The sequence below is a fragment of the Ignavibacteria bacterium genome, from assembly GCA_025612375.1.
Classification (GTDB): domain Bacteria; phylum Bacteroidota; class Ignavibacteria; order Ignavibacteriales; family SURF-24; genus JAAXKN01.
This window is the reverse complement of record JAAXKN010000010.1, coordinates 51,585-69,567: the sequence shown is the minus strand read 5'-3', so window position 1 is coordinate 69,567 and position 17,983 is coordinate 51,585. Positions and strand designations below refer to the sequence as shown.

General features: G+C 45.7%; 15 protein-coding genes. 11 read left to right on the top strand and 4 right to left on the bottom strand.

Translation table 11 applies throughout. From position 1 onward, the window contains the following. Positions 1-165: 165 nt before the first annotated feature. Both HF312_08955 and HF312_08950 read left to right on the top strand, forming a co-directional pair. Complete coding sequence (locus HF312_08955) at positions 166-2,046, top strand: CocE/NonD family hydrolase (protein ID MCU7520330.1); 1,881 nt, start codon at positions 166-168, stop codon at positions 2,044-2,046. Positions 2,047-2,221: 175 nt separating this feature from the next. Beyond that, a complete protein-coding gene (locus tag HF312_08950; GenBank protein ID MCU7520329.1) occupies positions 2,222-2,401 on the top strand; it encodes a hypothetical protein in 180 nt (59 codons plus the stop codon). Here HF312_08950 and HF312_08945 read toward each other — a convergent pair. From HF312_08945 to HF312_08935, 3 genes are all read right to left on the bottom strand, one after another. After that, on the bottom strand, positions 2,367-3,707 hold the full coding sequence (locus tag HF312_08945) for a hypothetical protein (protein MCU7520328.1): 1,341 nt from the start codon (positions 3,705-3,707) through the stop codon (positions 2,367-2,369). The two genes, HF312_08950 and HF312_08945, sit on opposite strands and share 35 nt — an antisense overlap. A gap of 59 nt (positions 3,708-3,766) precedes the next feature. Next, complete coding sequence (locus tag HF312_08940) at positions 3,767-4,555, bottom strand: SDR family oxidoreductase (protein MCU7520327.1); 789 nt, start codon at positions 4,553-4,555, stop codon at positions 3,767-3,769. A 210-nt stretch (positions 4,556-4,765) separates the two neighbouring features. Then, the gene (locus tag HF312_08935; protein MCU7520326.1) at positions 4,766-5,632 is read right to left on the bottom strand and encodes an SDR family oxidoreductase; all 867 of its coding nucleotides are present in this window, start codon (positions 5,630-5,632) and stop codon (positions 4,766-4,768) included. Positions 5,633-5,808: 176 nt separating this feature from the next. On the opposite strand from HF312_08935, the gene HF312_08930 reads away from it, so the two are divergent. The 6 genes from HF312_08930 (at position 5,809) to HF312_08905 (ending at position 15,344) form a co-directional block, all read left to right on the top strand. After that, positions 5,809-7,710 (top strand): ABC-F family ATP-binding cassette domain-containing protein, encoded by a 1,902-nt coding sequence (locus HF312_08930; protein ID MCU7520325.1) that lies wholly within the window; start codon positions 5,809-5,811, stop codon positions 7,708-7,710. A gap of 126 nt (positions 7,711-7,836) precedes the next feature. Beyond that, positions 7,837-8,676, top strand: coding sequence for a cyanophycinase (locus HF312_08925; GenBank protein ID MCU7520324.1), 840 nt, complete (start codon positions 7,837-7,839; stop codon positions 8,674-8,676). Between the two features lie 175 nt (positions 8,677-8,851). Continuing rightward, complete coding sequence (locus HF312_08920) at positions 8,852-9,706, top strand: cyanophycinase (protein ID MCU7520323.1); 855 nt, start codon at positions 8,852-8,854, stop codon at positions 9,704-9,706. 102 nt (positions 9,707-9,808) lie between these two features. Continuing rightward, a complete protein-coding gene (locus HF312_08915) occupies positions 9,809-10,741 on the top strand; it encodes an isoaspartyl peptidase/L-asparaginase (GenBank protein MCU7520322.1) in 933 nt (310 codons plus the stop codon). A 109-nt stretch (positions 10,742-10,850) separates the two neighbouring features. Further along, on the top strand, positions 10,851-13,517 hold the full coding sequence (gene cphA / locus HF312_08910) for a cyanophycin synthetase (protein MCU7520321.1): 2,667 nt from the start codon (positions 10,851-10,853) through the stop codon (positions 13,515-13,517). Positions 13,518-13,634: 117 nt separating this feature from the next. Further along, positions 13,635-15,344, top strand: a complete 1,710-nt coding sequence (locus HF312_08905; protein ID MCU7520320.1) for an HAD-IIB family hydrolase — start codon at positions 13,635-13,637, stop codon at positions 15,342-15,344. Positions 15,345-15,353: 9 nt separating this feature from the next. Here HF312_08905 and HF312_08900 read toward each other — a convergent pair whose 3' ends face one another. Next, complete coding sequence (locus HF312_08900) at positions 15,354-15,962, bottom strand: thioredoxin family protein (GenBank protein MCU7520319.1); 609 nt, start codon at positions 15,960-15,962, stop codon at positions 15,354-15,356. A gap of 110 nt (positions 15,963-16,072) precedes the next feature. On the opposite strand from HF312_08900, the gene HF312_08895 reads away from it, so the two are divergent. The 3 genes from HF312_08895 to HF312_08885 form a co-directional block, all read left to right on the top strand. Continuing rightward, complete coding sequence (locus HF312_08895) at positions 16,073-16,432, top strand: MmcQ/YjbR family DNA-binding protein (GenBank protein MCU7520318.1); 360 nt, start codon at positions 16,073-16,075, stop codon at positions 16,430-16,432. Between the two features lie 84 nt (positions 16,433-16,516). Then, positions 16,517-17,680, top strand: a complete 1,164-nt coding sequence (locus HF312_08890; protein MCU7520317.1) for a histidine kinase — start codon at positions 16,517-16,519, stop codon at positions 17,678-17,680. A gap of 35 nt (positions 17,681-17,715) precedes the next feature. Further along, positions 17,716-17,983 (top strand): DUF480 domain-containing protein (locus HF312_08885; protein ID MCU7520316.1); only part of this gene is annotated, 268 nt, incomplete at its 3' end.

Sequence of the window (17,983 nt, the reverse complement as noted above, 5' to 3'; positions counted from 1 at the left end):
AAGAAAAAGTACAAAGTAATAAGAAAAAGCAAAAGGGAAAAAGAAAATGAAGCATAAAAAAGTGTTCTTTGTGAGACCCGGAGGTAAATAATCGAAAAAAATATTATCTTGATCGTAGTGTTAAATTAATTCAGTATAGAATGTAATGCTTTGGAGAAGCTTCAAATGAAAAACAAGGTAATTGCTCTTTTTCTTATTATCTTTTCTGTCTCAGGCATTTTGTGTGCCGAAAGCGGGGATTCGCTCTATGTGGCAGAACATTACACAAAATATGAATACCGCATCCCGATGAGGGATGGCGTGAGGCTTTTTACAGCTGTTTATGTCCCGAAGGATACTTCGCAGGACTATCCGTTCCTCTTAAACCGCACGCCATACAGTGTGGGGCCTTATGGCGAAAACTCTTTTCCGGAGCACCTGGGGCCTTCGAAAGAGTTTACTGAAGAAGGCTACATTTTTGTATACCAGGACGTGCGCGGGCGCTTTATGTCTGAAGGGGAATATGAAGACATAAGACCGAACAGGGAAAGCCCGGATTCTCTTGATGAAAGCCGCGACACATACGAGACAATTGACTGGCTTTTGAAGAACGTCAGGCATAATAACGGACGGGCCGGCATATGGGGAATTTCATACCCCGGCTTTTATGCCGCAATGGCTGCAATTGACGGCCACCCGGCCCTGAAAGCCGTCTCACCCCAGGCTCCGGTTGCGGACTGGTTTATTGACGACGACTTCCACCGCCACGGTACACTCTGGCTTTCACACATGTTCGGATTCCTGGGCGTTTTCGGTAAGCCGCGCCCTGAACTGACTACAAAGTGGACATTTCCTGACTACAAAATTGAAACACCAGACGGCTATAAGTTTTTCCTAGATATGGGCTCTCTTTCAAATATCAATAAGTACTATTACAAGAATGATATCAGGTTCTGGAATGACATCGTTAAGCATCCTGATTACGACCGGTTCTGGCAGGAAAGGAGCCTTCTTCCACACCTTATAAATCTTAAGCCCGCAATTCTCACCGTGGGAGGTTGGTTTGATGCCGAGGACCTCTACGGGGCATTAAACGTATATAAGTCGGCTGAAAAAAATAACCCCGGAATTGAAAACTCACTTGTTATGGGACCCTGGTACCATGGAGGCTGGGAGCGCTCGGATGGGGATCATCTTGGAAGCGTGCAGTTTAAGGAGAAGACGGGCCCTTACTTCCTTAAGGAAATTGAGCTCCCGTTCTTTAACTTTTACCTGAAGTCTAAGGGGACTTTTACGCCTAATGAGGCAACTGTTTTTGAAACAGGCTCGAACACGTGGAAGACCTATGAGCAGTGGCCTCCGAAAAGCGCAGTGGAAACTTCGCTTTACATTCAGTCCGGCAAAGGACTCTCCTTTAATCCTCCTCAAAATAAGGGTACTTCATATGATGAATACATAAGCGACCCTAATGCCCCTGTTCCTTTTACCAGCAAAATATCAACTAATATGCCCCGCGAATATATGGTTGAAGACCAGAGGTTTGCTGAAAGGCGCAGTGACGTTCTTGCATATACAGGCGAGATTCTTAAGGAGGACATTACACTCTCGGGGCCTATAACGGCAGAACTTTACGTTTCAACTTCGGGCACAGATGCAGATTATGTGGTTAAACTCATAGATGTTTTCCCGGATGACGCGCCGGACAATGAATCTGAGCCGTGCAGCGTTAAAATGGGGGGCTACGAAATGATGGTGCGCGGAGAAATAATGCGCGCACGCTACAGAAACAGCTTTGAAAAGCCTGAGGCCATGGTGCCAAACAAGGTTACAAAAGTCAGTTTCACTCTTCAGGATATAAACCACTCTTTTAAGAAAGGGCATAAGATAATGGTTCAGATCCAGAGCTCATGGTTCCCCTTGTCGGACAGGAACCCTCAGAAGTTCGTAAATATTTATGAGGCTAAGGATTCCGACTTCCAGAAAGCCAATGAAAGGATCTACCACTCAGCAAAGTATCCCTCAAGGCTCATTGTTGGTAAGCTTGCAAAGGATATTTCAAACAGGTAATAAGTAATTTTGTTATAGTCCCGGGGCTCACATTTTTTGCCCCGGGGCTTTCACTTGCCTTAAATCACACCATTTTTTGTTTTATTCTGTTTAATTGCTCTTGACAAAGCCTTTACCGTTTTATATGTTCGGGGTAGAGAAACCTGACAATATATTTATATGAGGAATGTCTGATATGAGCACCGAGCTGATTATGATTACTGCATTTGTAATAGTTACATTTTTAGTCCTGCAGATTGTAAAAATCCGCAAGCCTCAGCCCGCCTCCAATGAAGAAGATCTCTCGATAATTGCACCCGGCGAATGCGACCTTGTTGAAGTCAGTGAGTTTGATGAAAATGCCACTTTGAAGTAAATCTTCTGCCCCTTAAGAATTCCCATACCAGCATAATGTAAACCGGCATATATTCTGCAAGCAGAATGAAGACCGGCATTTGCCACACACCCTTTAATATGTAGCCTGATACAACGTAATTAGCCAGGCTCACAAGCGCTACAAACAAAACCCCGCTCCACCTGAAGCTTAAAGGAAGCAGCACTGCCAGCCACGTCAGATACCAGGGATGAACCGTAGGGGAGAGGAGGAAAAATGCGAAGAATATCATGTACATCTTTTCCATTACACCCTCATGCCTGAAGAAGATGTAGACGCCTGCAACAATAAACAGGGCTGCCGAAACAAGCCGTGCTTTCTGGTTATCGCCCAGTATGTCAAAAAACACACTGAAGGCCGATCCGTTAAAGGTCCAGTTGGTACTAAAAGTCATAAGGGCCTCAAACGGGAATACGCCTCCTGTTAGATAAGGCACATATGTAAGCGCAAAAAACAGCAGCACAATAATGCAGGCCAGAAGCTTCTTTATCCATTTGCGTTCCAGCTCATAAGCGGTGTAGGGAAGTATCATTCCTGCAATAAGCTTGGTTGAAATTGAAAGACCCAGCACCAGGAAGAACCAGAATTTCTTGCGCCTGAAGAATAAAATTATTGACAGTATAAGAAAAGGGATGCCGAGGGCGTCCACGTGGCCGTCTATCATAAACTGCATTACGGGCAGCGGGCACAAGGCATAAAGGCCCACGAATGATTCCGGTCGCCTTAATTGCCTCAGGAGAACAAGAACAAGTATTATGGACAGTATCTCAAAAATAAATAAAAAGAGTTTGTATCCCAGGTAGCTTTCACCAAAGAGCTTATATGAGGCAAAGAAAATAACCTGCGCAACGGGCGGATAAATGGACTTCATCCTGGGAAAATTTACCTTTGACGGGAGGTTCTCAGAGTGAAGGAAATTCAGGCTCGAATCAGCCGGAGCATACCTGTAAGGATTGATGCCATTGGCCTGCACCTTGCCGTCCCAGATGTAGCGGTTAATGTCGTCTGAGGCCGTAGGGGGGTAGAAAAGCGCTGTAAGGCGGAACAGTATCCCGACGGCAATAAGCGTATAGGCCAGGCGCGTACTGCTCTCATTTTTCAGCAGCACAAAACAGATTACGATAAAAATAAGTGAATTTAAGACTGCAACAGATGTATATACAATTATCGGCTGACTTAAGTTTAAGTAGAGTGAAAGATAAAGAATTTCCGAGATCACTATAAGCACAATTAAAAGTGATACGGTCTGCTTCTTAAAAACTCGCAGGTAAGTGGGCAATTTGAGCATCTAAAGTCCTGTGTTAATATTCCTGTTTTAAGGTTTCCTGGTTTTAAGAATTCCTCTTTTTACATTTCCTCTTTTGTGGTTTCCTGGATGAACCTGACCGAGGCTCTGATGAGGTGCCTGGGGAAGAAGCGGACGCTGTTGGCAACAATTCTGTTTAAGAGTCCGTGGATTGCAATCACCTTACCCTTCATCATCGCCCTGAAGCCGTACAGAGCAACTTCCTCTGAAGAAGCTGAGCGGCTTTTTTCAAACAGGCGCACGTTTTTCAGGCTTGCCCGCCTCTGGAAACCGGATGTTGTCGGGCCCGGGCAGAGGGCCGTCACAGTAATCCCCTTATCCTTAAGTTCATTTGCAAGCGCTTCTGAAAATGAAAGGACGTATGCTTTGGTGGCGTAGTAAACTGCCATTAAAGGCCCCGGCTGAAAAGCTGCCGTAGAAGCCACGTTCAGTATGCGTCCTTTGCCCCGCACGGCCATTTCACGTCCGAAAATGTGCGTAAGATAGCTAAGGGCCGCAATGTTCAGTTCAATCATCTTATAGCTTTTATCCCAGTCCGATTCAACAAAGAAGCCGTAATCGCCAAAGCCCGCATTATTAATCAGTATATCTATATCGATGTTATCCTTTTTTAACTCATAACAGATTTTTTTTACGGATTCCATTTCTGAAAGGTCCGCCGGTATTACCCTGACGCTGACGCCATATGAAGCCTCGAGCTCTTTTTTCAGCTCCCTGAGTACTTCCCCGCGCCTGGCTGTAACAACAAGGTTGAAATTATTGCGGGCCATGATCTTTGCCATTTCATATCCGATTCCCTCTGAAGCGCCTGTAATGAGTGCAGTTTCCATTAAAATTCCTTAAAATTCAAATGTTAAGGTACAAAGTTCAAAGAACAAAATCGAGTCACCCGATTAAAGCCGGAAGCAGGAGGACAGAAGAATAAGGGAGTAAAAGTTCAGCGGCAGGATTTAAGGGATGAACTCAAAAACGGACAGTTTGAATATAAAGATGCATGGCCTCAAAAAAGTCATGCATCTTTACATCCTGAGAAATTATTTTCAGGTATTTATTACCTCGCCTCCGTTAGGATGGATTATCTGTCCCGTGATATAGGAAGCGTCATCGCATGCAAGGAAAACGTAGGCCGTGGCCACTTCGCTCGGCTGGCCGGGGCGTCCTAACGGGGTATCCTTCCCGAAATTTTTCACCTTGTCCTCAGGAAAGGTTGATGGAATTAGTGGCGTCCATATTGGGCCCGGTGCCACGCCGTTTACCCTGATCCCTTTTTCAGCCAGATTGAGGCTCAGTGAACGTGTAAAAGAGGTAATTGCACCCTTGGTTGAGGAGTAATCCAGAAGCACCTTCTGCCCTCTGAAAGCTGTGACACTGGTTGTGTTAATGATGCAGTCCCCCTTTGACATATGTTTTAACACCTGCTGGCTTAAGTAAAACATTGAAAAGATATTGGTGCGGAAAGTCTTTTCCATCTCGTCCATATCCATCTCCTGCAGGTCCTCTTCCGGATGCTGCTCTGCGGCATTATTGACAAGAATATTTATCTTTCCAAACTCCTCCATAACTTTCTTTACCGCGTCCTTGCAGAACTCCTTATCGCCAACGTCCCCCGCAATAAGGAGGCATTCCTTGCCTTCTTTTTCAACCAGCTTTCTTGTATCCTGAGCGTCTTTATGCTCACTAAGATAAATAATTGCCACTTCGGCCCCCTCGCGTGTATAATGCACAGCCACCGAGCGCCCGATGCCTGAGTCGCCACCAGTAATCAGTGCTACTTTGCCTTCAAGCTTTCCTGAGCCTTTATAATTAGGGCGGATAATCTCAGGCTCCGGATGCATTTTCCTCTGGTGCCCGGGTTCCGCCTGCTGCTGTGCCGGAACTTCCTGGGGCTTTCCTGTAGTTTTACTCATAGTATACTTCTCCTCTCATAAATTAACTAATAAAATCAATATAGAATTTGGGCATAGAATTTCAATGCACATTTACAGCTAAAGAAAACAGGGCGGCGCAGTTGTGATAGTGGGGGTTTGGGAGGTGGAATTTTCTTATATTGGTATCTTAATTTTTCAAAGAAAAACCGGGAAGAATGTCTAATAATATAAATCCTGTTATAGTAACAGCAAGTGAGCTTGAAGTACATTACGGCGAGCAGGTAATACTGGATAAGGCCTCGCTTTCGATACACGAAGGGGACCGCATAGGCCTCATTGGAAGAAACGGCTCAGGCAAATCCACATTCCTGAAAATCATTGCCGGGCTGCTGGAGCCCGATTCTGGAGGCGTCTCAAGAAAGCGCGACTTGAGAACGGGCTATCTTTCGCAGGAGTTTACTCTTGAGGATAAAAAGACCGTCTATGAAAATATACTTGAAGGCGCAAGCGCCGTTAAAGCGCTGCTTCACGAATATGAAACACTTCCTCACGATTCAGACAAAAGACACCTCCTGGAAGAAAAGATCATAGCTGCAGACGGCTGGAATCTGGATCAGAGGATCAATATAATAATGCATTCCCTTAATGCTCCTGATGGCCAGAAAATGACGGGCAACCTGTCGGGAGGTGAAAAAAGGCGCGTTGCAATGTGCAAGGCTCTTATTGCGCACCCGGATTTTCTCATTCTTGACGAGCCTACAAACCACCTGGACACAGAATCAATTGAATGGACAGAGGAATTTCTTGCCGGCTATTCAGGTACGTGCCTTTTCGTGACACACGACCGTTACTTCCTGGACCGTATTGCCAACCGCATAGTCGAGCTCTCGAACGGAAGATTCTTTTCGCACGCGGGAAATTACACGGACTACCTGATAAATAAGGCCGAAAGGGAGTATAACCAGGAGCAGGAAGAAAACAAGCGCCAGGCTTTCTTAAGACGCGAGCTTGAATGGGTCAGAAAAGGACCCAGGGCAAGAAGAACAAAAGCAAAAAGCCGTTTGGACCACTACTTTGAAGTTGCCTCACAAGGCCCCCCTGAAAAGGAGCTGGATGTGGAAATGATAATTCCGCCTGCTGTAAAACCCGGGACAAAGATCCTTGAGATGAAAAATCTTGCGGCTGAAATGGGAGGAAAAAGGCTTTTTCACGACCTCAATTTCATATTTGAACGGGGCAGAAAACTGGGCATTGTGGGAAGAAACGGGCTTGGAAAGACCACACTCCTTAAGGTCATTCTGGGAGATGTGGCTCCGGAGTCGGGAAGGGTTGAAACGGGAGAAAGGACATTTTTTAATTATGTTGATCAGACGCGCATCCTTCTAAATGAAAATAATACGGTGCTTCAGGAGATAGGCGATGGGCGCGACTTTGTGAATTTCGGCGAGGAAAAGCTTACAATTTGGAAATACTTAAGGCGTTTCCTTTTTACAGATGACAGGATAAACACTAGAATTGAGCGCCTCTCGGGGGGCGAAAAAAGCAGGCTCCTTCTGGCGCGTATACTGAAAAACGGGGGGAATTTCCTCATACTTGATGAACCTACAAATGACCTCGACCTTCCGACGCTCAGAATACTGGAGGAGGCTTTAATTGCCTTTGAAGGTTGTGTTATAGTTGTAAGCCACGACAGGTATTTTCTTAACCGCGTCTGCAACGGAATTCTTGCATTCGAGGGAGACGGAAATGTGTATTTTAGCGAAGGGGACTACGACTACTATCTGGAGAAAAGAAAGTTAAGGCTTAAGGAAGCTGAGCAAAAGGCCGTGCCTCAGATGCCAAAGGAAAAACCTTCTGAAAAACCCAAGCCTCTTGTCAGAAAGCTTAAATGGAAAGAAGCCCGCGAGCTTGAGGCAATTGAAGGCGACATTATGGCTGCAGAAGGAGAAGTTTCAAGAATTGAGGGCATATTCTCCTCAGGCGACTTCTATGAAAAATATGCCCGTCAGACCAATGAGCTGAACATGGAGCTGGAGAAGGCAAAACAGAGGGTAAAAGAGCTCTACGAAAGATGGGAAGAGCTTGAAAAAATTAAAAACGGCGAAATTACAGATTAAGGGGACAAATTTCGTAAGAGAATTGTGGAATTTTAAACTATATAATATTTGTTTCGATAGTAATATGACATCGTGTCAGTTTAACAGAATTCAATCTTACTTGAAAAGGATTAAAACTATATAAAAATGTCCCAGGTATCATTTTCAAATAAATCTTCAAAAATGCGTCTCGATAATTCCTCAGGCGCAGGGCATCTGTTCATTATTGGCGGAGGTCCCAGGCCGTCTTATATGATGGAGAGGTTTATTAAACTTGCCGGGGGCAGGCAGTCGAAGATTGTAATAATACCTGTTGCAAGTACTACTCCCAAGGAAACGGGGCTTCGTCATAAGATGGAACTGGAGCTCGCCGGATGCAGCGACGTAAGCGTTATTAATTGCCTGAGGAGGGAAGAAGCCGATATGAGCGAAAATCTTGAAATGATGAGCAATGCAAAGGCTGTCTTTTTCTCCGGAGGAGACCAGAATAAGCTCGTTGCTTTTCTGAAAGATACCAGGCTTCTTGAAAATGTAAAGAAGGTTTACCTTAAAGGCGGCGTAATCGGCGGCACCAGCGCCGGGGCTGCAATTATGAGCAAGGTTATGATCTGCGGCGATGGCATGAACGACAGCGACGTATCGCCATACCTTTTTAATCCGATTGTACGAGAGCACGTCAAGCTCTCCGAAGGCTTCGGCTTTCTTGAAAATGCCATAATAGACCAGCACTTCAACACACGCAGCAGAAAAAACCGCCTTATAAATGCCGTGCTTGAACACCCATATCTTTCCGGAGTCGGAATCGACGAATCCACCGCAATCATTGTTAATCCCGAGGGAAACTTTGAAGTCTTAGGGGAGAACAACGTGCTCGTTTTTAATGTGCTTCCCGACGATGAGGCCAGCCAGTCCGACTCCTCAAGCAATATAGATATCAGAATTCTCAAGTCGGGCGACAGGTACAATTTCCCGATTGTTACCAATTAACCATTAAAGAAAAAACATTCCAATTCCTTTCCATTATTCCGCCAAAACAGCTCTCATAGCTTAAAAGGCAGGAAATTAGGGACAAAATTTTCAGCACTTTCCATTTTTTACGGAAATTTACATTATATACTATTAGCCGGAGCAAAGGTTTAACTCTGGAAAAGTGGAGAGATGAATGAGAACCCCTAAAGGGAGAATTATGATCATCGGCGGTGCCGAAGAGAGGGAGGGGCGCCCTGTGCCTGAAATGGCAGAGGAAAATGAGGACTCCGTGCCTTTTTCCATACTGAAGGAATTGCTTCCGCCTTCTCAAAGCAAAAAACCGGTCAAAGTTTTTCTTACCGCTCTCAAAGATCCTGAAGATGCCGGGAAAACCTACAAGGAAACCTTCTCCAGGCTCGGGTTTCATAACGTTGAGATTATAAATATCAGTTCAACGGAACAGGCCTCTGACCCCGGGTTGATTAAGGTCGTTGTGGCCTCCCATGCCGTCTTTTTCAGCGGGGGGAATCAGTTCAGGCTTACAACAATTCTGGGCGGAACAGAAATAGCCTCAGTAATAGAAAAAAAGTACTATGAGGATGAATCGTTTATACTTGCCGGCACCAGTGCCGGGGCTATGGCAATGTCAAAGGTGATGATCTATCAGGGGCAGCCTAAAGAGGCGATGCTTCAGGGGGAGATGAGATTCATGTCAGGACTCGGTTTTCTGGATAACTGTATCATTGATACGCATTTTGTAAAAAGAAGCAGATTCGGCAGGCTGACACAAACTATTCTTCAGAATCCTACCTGTGTAGGTATAGGTCTGGGTGAGGATACAGCATTGGTTGTTTCAAAGGGAAATGTAATGGAGTGCATTGGAAGCGGTATGGCTATTATCATCGATGGTTCCCAGATCAAGTATACTAATATCCTTAGTGCAGATTTAGATTCTCCTTTAAGCGTTGAGGGACTTGTGGTGCATATACTTGCAAAAGGCAACGGTTATAAGCTAAGGGAGAAAGAGTACATGCCGGAAGTAAAATAAGGTGCAAAAAGGGAAAATGAAAAGTCCTGGTGAGACTGTTTTTACCGCTGCAAAAGTTTTGCGGCGGAATACCGTTATTTATTCCCAAACTGAAAAACTAATATGAAAAAAGATTTCGTTATTGCCGTTCACGGCGGGGCACAGAATAAGGATAAGAATACTTTTACCCCGGAACTGGAAGAGGCATATAAAAAGGGAATTGAAGAAGCCCTCTTTACTGGCTGGGAGGTCTTAAATGAAGACGGCACGGCCTTAGACGCGGTTGAAAGTTCCGTCAGGGCGCTGGAGGATAATCCCATTTTCAACGCCGGACGGGGAAGTGCAATTAACCGCGACGGCGAGACTGAACAGGATGCCGCAATTATGTGCGGCGAAACCCTGAGGGCCGGCTCGGTTGCTGCAATAAGACTCATCAAGAACCCTATAAGCCTGGCACGGAAAGTAATGGAATCTACAGAGCACGTAATGCTGGCAGGAACAGGAGCTGAAGAATTTGCAAGGCAGATGGGGCTGGAATTACGCCCGGCAGAGTATTTTATCACCCAGGAAAAGCTCGAGGAGCGGAAGAAAAAACTGGCTCAGGAAAATCTGAAGGGCACAGAAAGCAAAGGTACAGTCGGCGCGGTTGCACTCGACAAAAAGGGCAATCTGGCAGCTGCAACTTCCACCGGCGGCCTGACAAATAAGCTTAAAGGCAGGGTAGGCGACAGCCCTGTTATTGGCGCCGGTACGTATGCAAACAACGAGGCATGTGCCGTCTCATGCACGGGCGACGGGGAATTTATAATAAGAGGAGTTTTTGCGCACCTGCTTTATGCACTGATGAAATTTAAGAATATGCATTTACATGAAGCTATCCGTGAAGTATTCCGCATCAATGGCGAATATCTGAAAACTGAAATGGGGATAATTGCTATAGACAGAAAGGCAAATGTTGAGCTGTTTTATAATACTCTCCCCATGTACAGAGGCTACAGGAAAAATCAGGAACCTGCATTTTTAGCAATTTGGGAAGATGAGTTCAGGATTGAATAAATTTTAAGAGGCACCTCCATGGGTGCTTATTGCTACAGGTGAATTGTTATGATTGGCCGGAGATTGTTTGTGAAGTCTAAAGAAAAATGTGTAATTATCAGAGGATTCTATGCTAATTTTGGAAAAAAGGGCAATGAGGGGGCCAAATTACTGGAGTACCTACTGGAAAAACCTCATACTGATACGTTTGGACCTGGAAGATTATGAAGAAAAGCCGACAGACATAATTCCCGGCTTCAGGGAAAGGATAGAAGAAGCTTTGCCTTCCGTCCGGCTTCACCAGTGCAGCTACTATCAGGAAGGGGGATTCTTAAGAAGAATTTCAGAAGGCACCTGGGCTGGCCACGTTATTGAACACATTGCCCTGGAACTGCAGACTCTCTCCGGAATGGATACAGGATTCGGCAGAACGCGCGCTACGGCTACGCCGGGAATTTATAACATAGTCTTTAATTATTTCGAAGAGGAGTGCGGTTTATACGCCGCTGATGCCGCCGTGGAAGTCTTCCTTGCTATTGCCGAAGGCATGCCTATGGAACTCTTAAAAGAAATGATTGAAGTGCACGTAAAGAAATTAAAGGAAATCAGGGAAGAAGTGCGCCTCGGACCCAGTACCTCGGCCATCGTAAATGAGGCTTTGGAAAGAGGGATACCTTACATAAGGCTTAATGATTCCTCACTTGTACAGCTGGGATACGGAATCTATCAGCAGAGGATTGAAGCAGCATCCACAAGCAGAACAGGAATTATCCCTGTCGAACTTGCAGGCGATAAGAATCAGGCAAAGAAGCTCCTGTCGTTCCACGGTATTCCTGTTCCAATGGGCAAAGTGGTAGAAGAGGAGTCGGAACTGGAGGATGCCCTTACCCAAACCGGTTTTCCGGCTGTTGTAAAACCGCTGGATTCAAATCAGGGTAAGGGAATTACACTGAACCTGAGGAATCTTGAAGCCGTAGTTACCGCCTTCCGTGAGGCAAAAGAATTTTCAGAGAGAGTTATTGTTGAAAAGCAGCTCCTCGGACGCGACTTCAGGGCGCTTGTTGTAAACAATAAGTTTGTTGCTGCTGCCGAAAGAGTTCCTGCCCATGTCGTCGGCGACGGCGTCCACGCAATCTGGCAGCTCGTGGAAATTGTAAACTGCGACCCGTGGCGCGGAAACGGACACGTGAACAACCTGACACGCATCTGCATAGACGAGCAGACATTAAGAATTCTCAGGGAAAAGAATTACACTCCGGAGACTGTCCTGAAGTTAGGCGAAATCTGCTACCTTAAATCTACGGCAAACCTTTCCACCGGGGGCACTGCAATTGACCGCACAGACGAGGTGCATCCGTATAATGTTTTTTTATTTGAAAGGGTTGCAAGGATAATAGGTCTTGATATTGCAGGGATGGACATAATTGCGCCTGATTTAACGACCCCGTTAAATGAAAACGGCGGCGGTATCGTTGAAGTAAATGCAGCCCCCGGCCTGAGAATGCACATCAGCCCATCCATAGGAAAAAAACGTAACGTGGCAAAGGATATTGTGGACATGCTCTACCCTCCGGGGGCCCCTTCAAGAATTCCTATCATATCGATTACGGGAACGAACGGCAAGACAACTACTACACGCCTGATTGCACATATATTAAGAAATGCGGGGCAGAGGGTAGGCTTTACTACAACCGACGGCATTTATATCGACAATAACCTTGTTGAAAAAGGGGACGACACAGGCCCCATATCAGCTAAAAAAGTCCTTAGCGATTCCTTGGTTGAAGTGGCAGTCCTCGAGACCGCGCGCGGCGGCATACTGCGCTCCGGACTGGGATTTGACAGCTGCAATATAGGCATTGTATTAAATGTTACGGCCGACCACCTGGGTCAACGGGATATTTATACTCTTGAAGATATAGCAAAGGTCAAGGTGGTTGTCCCTATGAGCGTCTCAAAAGACGGCTTCGTGATCTTAAATGCAGACGACGCTCTGGTTTATAATATGAGAAAAGATGTTGTGGGCAAAGTCTGCCTCTTCAGCATGAAAAAAGATAACCCCCACATACTGGAACATATTGCCCGTGGAAACATTGCCTGCGTTGCTGAGAACGGCTATGTAACGCTTGCTAGGGGGGACCTGAGGCTGAGGGTGGAAAAAATTGAAAATATTCCGCTTACATTTTCAGGCAGGGCAACCTTCATGGTGCAGAACGTGCTTGCTGCAACTCTGGCCGCTTTTGTGCACGACGTGGATCTCAAGATGATCAAACATGGACTTAATTCCTTTAAGCCTACTCCTGAAAACGTTCCCGGCAGGATGAACCTGATTGAAATGGGTAACTTTACAGTCCTTGTGGACTATGCACACAACCCTTCGGGCTTTATGGGGCTCTATAAATTCTTCTGCCGTTTCCCTCATCCCGTAAGAACTGGCATCTTCGGCGGTACGGGCGACAGGCGTGACGAGGATATTTTCCTGCTCGGCCGCATGGCATCAAGAATGTTTACAAGAATTATCATTAAAGAGGATAAGGAAAGACGCGGCAGAAAACCGGGCGAAATGACTAAAATAATTACTGACGGAATACACAGCAAAAAAGCCAACATGGAAATCCACAGCATTCCCCAGGAGGAAGAGGCAATTTTATATGGGCTCGATACCGCTTCGGAAAATGAACTGATGGTGGTGCTGGTTGACGATGTTCAGGGCGTACTGAAACTTATTAATGAGAAAAAGAAAGAAATGGCTTTGAAAAAGGCGAGGAGGACTCCTCTGGTCATCCCGACAAAATAAACTTATAATTATGGGCATTCTGCTCATTCAAATAAAAAGGCCTAATACTCAGCGGTAAGACCTGAAAATATGAGCTGGTACTTTTCTTTTCACAGGTAGTATAAAGGATTCTGACTTATGCAGTACTATGCACTGGCAACAGACTACGACGGAACGCTCGCTAAAGACGGGCGTGTGGACGGACATACTCTGGAGGCTCTTAAGCGCTTCCGTGCCTCAGGGCGCAAGCTTATTTTAGCAACAGGACGTGAACTCGATGAACTGATGGAAGTTTTCCCGCAGCACGATATATTCGACCTGATTGTAGCTGAAAACGGGGCGTTGCTCTATAAGCCTTCTTCAAGAGAAGAAAAGGCTCTTGGCAAGGTACCTCCTGAACTTTTTGTAGGAGAGCTCAGGCGCAGGGGTATTGAACACCTCTCTGTCGGCCGCGTTATTGTGGCCACATGGAGGCCATTTGAGACAACTGTGCTTGAAGTTATACGCGACCTCGGGCTGGAGCTTCAGGTAATATTCAATAAGGATGCCGTTATGGTGCTCCCCTCAGGGATAAATAAGGCTACAGGTCTTAAGGCGGGCCTTAAGGAACTGGGGCTTTCGCCTCACAACGTTGCGGCAATCGGTGATGCGGAAAACGACCATGCATTCTTAAGCTTCTGCCAGTGCTCGGCCTCGGTCGATAATGCGCTTCCGATGCTGAAGGAAACCAGTGACCTTGTAATGAAGTCAGGCCATGGCAAAGGCGTCAGTGAATTTATTGAGATGATCTTAAAAGACGACCTGGGCGAGGTGGATTACAGCCTGAAGAAAAACAGGATCCCGATCGGACGGGATGAAGACGACGAGGAAGTTTTTATTCGTCACACCGAAAGCCTCCTTCTGACAGGTACTTCCGGAGCCGGTAAGACAACCTTTGCCTCGGCATTTCTTGAAAGCCTTGAGGAAACCGGGTACCAGTACTGCATAATTGATCCGGAAGGGGACTACGAAGAGTTTGAAAATGCCGTAATCTTAGGAAGCCCCAAAAGAGAGCCTACAATTGACGAGATAGTTCATGTTTTGGAACAACCCGCTCAGAATTGCATAATAAACCTTGTTGGGATCAGCGTTGAACACAGGCCTGAGTTTTTTGAGAAACTTCTTCCTGCGCTTCTTAAGATACGTGCCTCCTCAGGCAGGCCGCACTGGATTGTAATTGATGAGATACACCACCTTCTTCCTGCCACCTGGGAGCCTTCGCATCTTGCAATTCCGCGTGAACTCTCAGGCCTGATGATGATTACAATTCACCCGGAACATATTGCTCCTGAAGTCCTCTCAATTGTAAATGCAATAGTTGCTATAGGGCAAAATCCGGAGAAGACAATTAAGAAATTCAGCTCCACGCTTGGCGAAAATCCTCCTGTTCTGCCGGAAGAGGTGCTTGAAGCAGGGCAGGCAATTGCATGGTGGCGAAGTCCTTCAAAGGAGCCGTTTTTGTTTCGTACAATAACCCCAAAGAGGGAAAGAAAACGCCATCACCTGAAGTATGCCGAGGGCGAACTGCCTCCGGAAAGGAGCTTTTATTTCAAGGGGCCGAAGGGAAAGCTTAACCTGAGAGCACAGAACCTGATGATATTCCTTCAGATGGCCGAAGGCGTAGATGACGATACATGGCTTTTTCACTTAAAGAACGGCGACTATTCCTACTGGTTCAGAAATATGATAAAAGATGATGAGCTTGCCGGTGAGGCCGAGGCAATTGAGAAGGAGAAGAAAATTTCAGCCCGGGAAAGCCGCAGACTCATCAGATCAAAAGTCCTCTCACGCTATACGGCTCCGGAATAATTAAAAAGCTTAAACCAGATACGGCCTCAGCATCTCCATGAACTCCCGTTCAAGCTCCCGTCCTCGGTCCTGGTTGTACCAGATCTGCAGGTTTTCGTAAATTTTCTCTTTCTGCATCCCTTCAGACTTAAGCCTCCGGAACATTTCCTGCAAAGCTTTAGGGCGGGGTCCCCACGTATATAGCTCATTCCGGCTCCTGTCAAAACCAATCAGCTTTGGTATGCTCCTGGTGCCGTTTGTAAGGTATTGGTCTATTATGTCCAGGTTCTCATCTCTTAGAAGAATTGCAAGTTCTATTTTGGGTGTCGTGGCAGCAATTTTTGCAATATAAGGCAGGGTTTGTGCCGAATCGCCGCACCAGTCCTCGGTAATTACGACCCAGAGGTGCTCCTGCGGGAGGCTGGTTGTTATGCTTTTCAATTCATCTGAAACTGAATATGTCTTTTCAATTCTCAGGCTCCTCTGCAGGTTCAGCCTTGAATATTCAAACCTCTGCAGCACAGCCTCATCAAACTGTGTGGCATCCGAAGTAAGCACCTTTACTTTTGTACGCTCCATGTAGAGCTGATAGGTAAGAGCCTTATGAAGCCTGTTTTCAATTAATATATTACCTTCCATTATCCGGACCCTGTCTTTTGTTAATTTATAAATATAATCATAATTTTATGTAAATTATAAAGCAAAAATAGTTTCTTCTAATAGTTCTAAACAGGGGAAAGCAGGCTTGCATGAACATTGAATCTTTCAGGGAGTATTGCCTTAAAAAGAAAGGGGCTAAAGAGGATTACCCTTTTGATGAGGAAACGCTTGTCTTTAAGGTGATGAATAAAATTTTTGCACTTACACCGCTTGAAAAGATCCCCTTAAGCGTTAATCTAAAGTGTGACCCTGAAAGGGCCGTGGAGTTAAGGGAAAGGTACGAATCTGTACTTCCCGGATACCATATGAACAAGAAGTACTGGATTACCGTTATTATGGATAATACCATTCCTGATAAGATATTTAAGGAGTTTATTGATCATTCGTATGACCTTGTTGTGCAGGGATTGAAAAAGTCGGATAAGATAGCCCTGGAGGCTATGAAATAGCTAAACCCTCAGAGGTAAAGCATAAAAATGAACATCAGGCATGACTTAAACAGGACCAATTCATAAACTAATTTACAATACACAATGAAAAGAATTCCTAATTTTCTTATACTTGTCCTTATTTCTGCAATTTCATTATTTAACAGTCTAATGGCGCAAAACGAAAAAGAAATTATAATTAATGTTCACTCACAAAACCTCCCAAAGGACTCTAAGGTCTATGTTGCAGGCAGCCATGTACTTCTTGGCACGTGGAATCCCGGGAAGGTAGTTCTGGAAAAAAAGCCTGAAGGTACCTGGACTAAGGCTTTGCGTTTTAAGAAAGGGGAAACGCTTGAGTTTAAGTTTACCCTGGGAAGCTGGGACAGTGAGGCTCTTAATAAAGACGGCTCTGTCCCCGGCAATCATACACTTACGGTAACTTCTGATACCATCCTGAACTACGATGTGGTAAACTGGAAGAACGGGCAGCAGCCGCGCATAGTGAAAGGGCAGATTACAGGAACAGTTAAATATCACAGGGCAGTCAAGTGGGATGGGCTCGACGCACGTGACGTAATTGTATGGCTTCCGCCCAGCTATGAAAAAGATACTGTAAAGCGCTACCCGGTTCTTTATATGCACGACGGACAGAATATTATTGATCCTGAAACCTCAAGCTTCGGCCTCGACTGGCAGGCAGACGAGGTTTCAGACAGCCTTATTAAAGCAGGGAAGATGGATGAGATAATAATTGTAGGCATATACAATACGAAAGACAGAACGGCTGAATATTCCTATACCGGTCTCGGGCGCTCATATATGCGCTTTATTGTTGAAAAGCTGAAGCCATTGATAGACAATACATACCGTACACTCCCGGACAGGAACAATACTGCCACCATGGGCTCATCCATGGGAGGGCTCATATCATTTATGCTGATCTGGGAATACCCGGAGGTGTTTTCAAAGGCGGCTTCTCTTTCGCCGGCATTCAAAATACAGGAGCTGAATTACCTTCCCTATATTACCTCATATAACGGGCCTAAGAAGGAACTCAGGATCTATATCGATAACGGCGGCATTGGACTGGAGAAGAGGCTCCTTCCCGGAGTGGAGGAGACGGTTAGTGTTCTTAAAGGCAAGGGATATAAAGAAGGGGACGACCTCATGGTTTATTATGATAAAAATGCCGAACATAATGAACCAGCCTGGGCAAAAAGGCTGCACATACCCCTGCAGTTCCTCTTTGGAAGAAATAAGAGGTAAAGCAGGCCCTCAGCTTACTGAGGGAAAAGAAACTTGTGCGTATGGTTGAGGATACGGGAAGGGCAGCCAAGTACAGGGAGACTTTCAAAGAGGAGCTGGCCTTAAGCCAGAAAGAAGTGGCAGCCTTGTGTATCCTGATGCTTAGAGGTGCCCAGACGCCGGGAGAGATAAAAGGGCGCTCGGGAAGAATCTATAACTTTCAGAGCCTGGAGGAAACCGAAGAAGTACTGCAGGCTTTAACTGACCGCGCTGAAGGTGCACTGGCTTCAAAGCTGGAACGCCAGACAGGAATGAAAGAAAGGC

Bases quoted from the DNA above. Each gene is read 5' to 3' on its own strand.
- HF312_08940 (MCU7520327.1), bottom strand. From the start codon at position 4,555: ATGGAAACTGCACTCATTACAGGCGCTTCAGAGGGAATCGGATATGAA.
- HF312_08895 (MCU7520318.1), top strand. From the start codon at position 16,073: ATGAACATTGAATCTTTCAGGGAGTATTGCCTTAAAAAGAAAGGGGCT.
- cphA (MCU7520321.1), top strand. From the start codon at position 10,851: ATGCTAATTTTGGAAAAAAGGGCAATGAGGGGGCCAAATTACTGGAGT.
- HF312_08905 (MCU7520320.1), top strand. From the start codon at position 13,635: ATGCAGTACTATGCACTGGCAACAGACTACGACGGAACGCTCGCTAAA.
- HF312_08900 (MCU7520319.1), bottom strand. From the start codon at position 15,962: ATGGAAGGTAATATATTAATTGAAAACAGGCTTCATAAGGCTCTTACC.
- HF312_08925 (MCU7520324.1), top strand. From the start codon at position 7,837: ATGTCCCAGGTATCATTTTCAAATAAATCTTCAAAAATGCGTCTCGAT.
- HF312_08920 (MCU7520323.1), top strand. From the start codon at position 8,852: ATGAGAACCCCTAAAGGGAGAATTATGATCATCGGCGGTGCCGAAGAG.
- HF312_08915 (MCU7520322.1), top strand. From the start codon at position 9,809: ATGAAAAAAGATTTCGTTATTGCCGTTCACGGCGGGGCACAGAATAAG.
- HF312_08945 (MCU7520328.1), bottom strand. From the start codon at position 3,707: ATGCTCAAATTGCCCACTTACCTGCGAGTTTTTAAGAAGCAGACCGTA.
- HF312_08950 (MCU7520329.1), top strand. From the start codon at position 2,222: ATGAGCACCGAGCTGATTATGATTACTGCATTTGTAATAGTTACATTT.
- HF312_08955 (MCU7520330.1), top strand. From the start codon at position 166: ATGAAAAACAAGGTAATTGCTCTTTTTCTTATTATCTTTTCTGTCTCA.
- HF312_08935 (MCU7520326.1), bottom strand. From the start codon at position 5,632: ATGAGTAAAACTACAGGAAAGCCCCAGGAAGTTCCGGCACAGCAGCAG.
- HF312_08930 (MCU7520325.1), top strand. From the start codon at position 5,809: ATGTCTAATAATATAAATCCTGTTATAGTAACAGCAAGTGAGCTTGAA.
- HF312_08890 (MCU7520317.1), top strand. From the start codon at position 16,517: ATGAAAAGAATTCCTAATTTTCTTATACTTGTCCTTATTTCTGCAATT.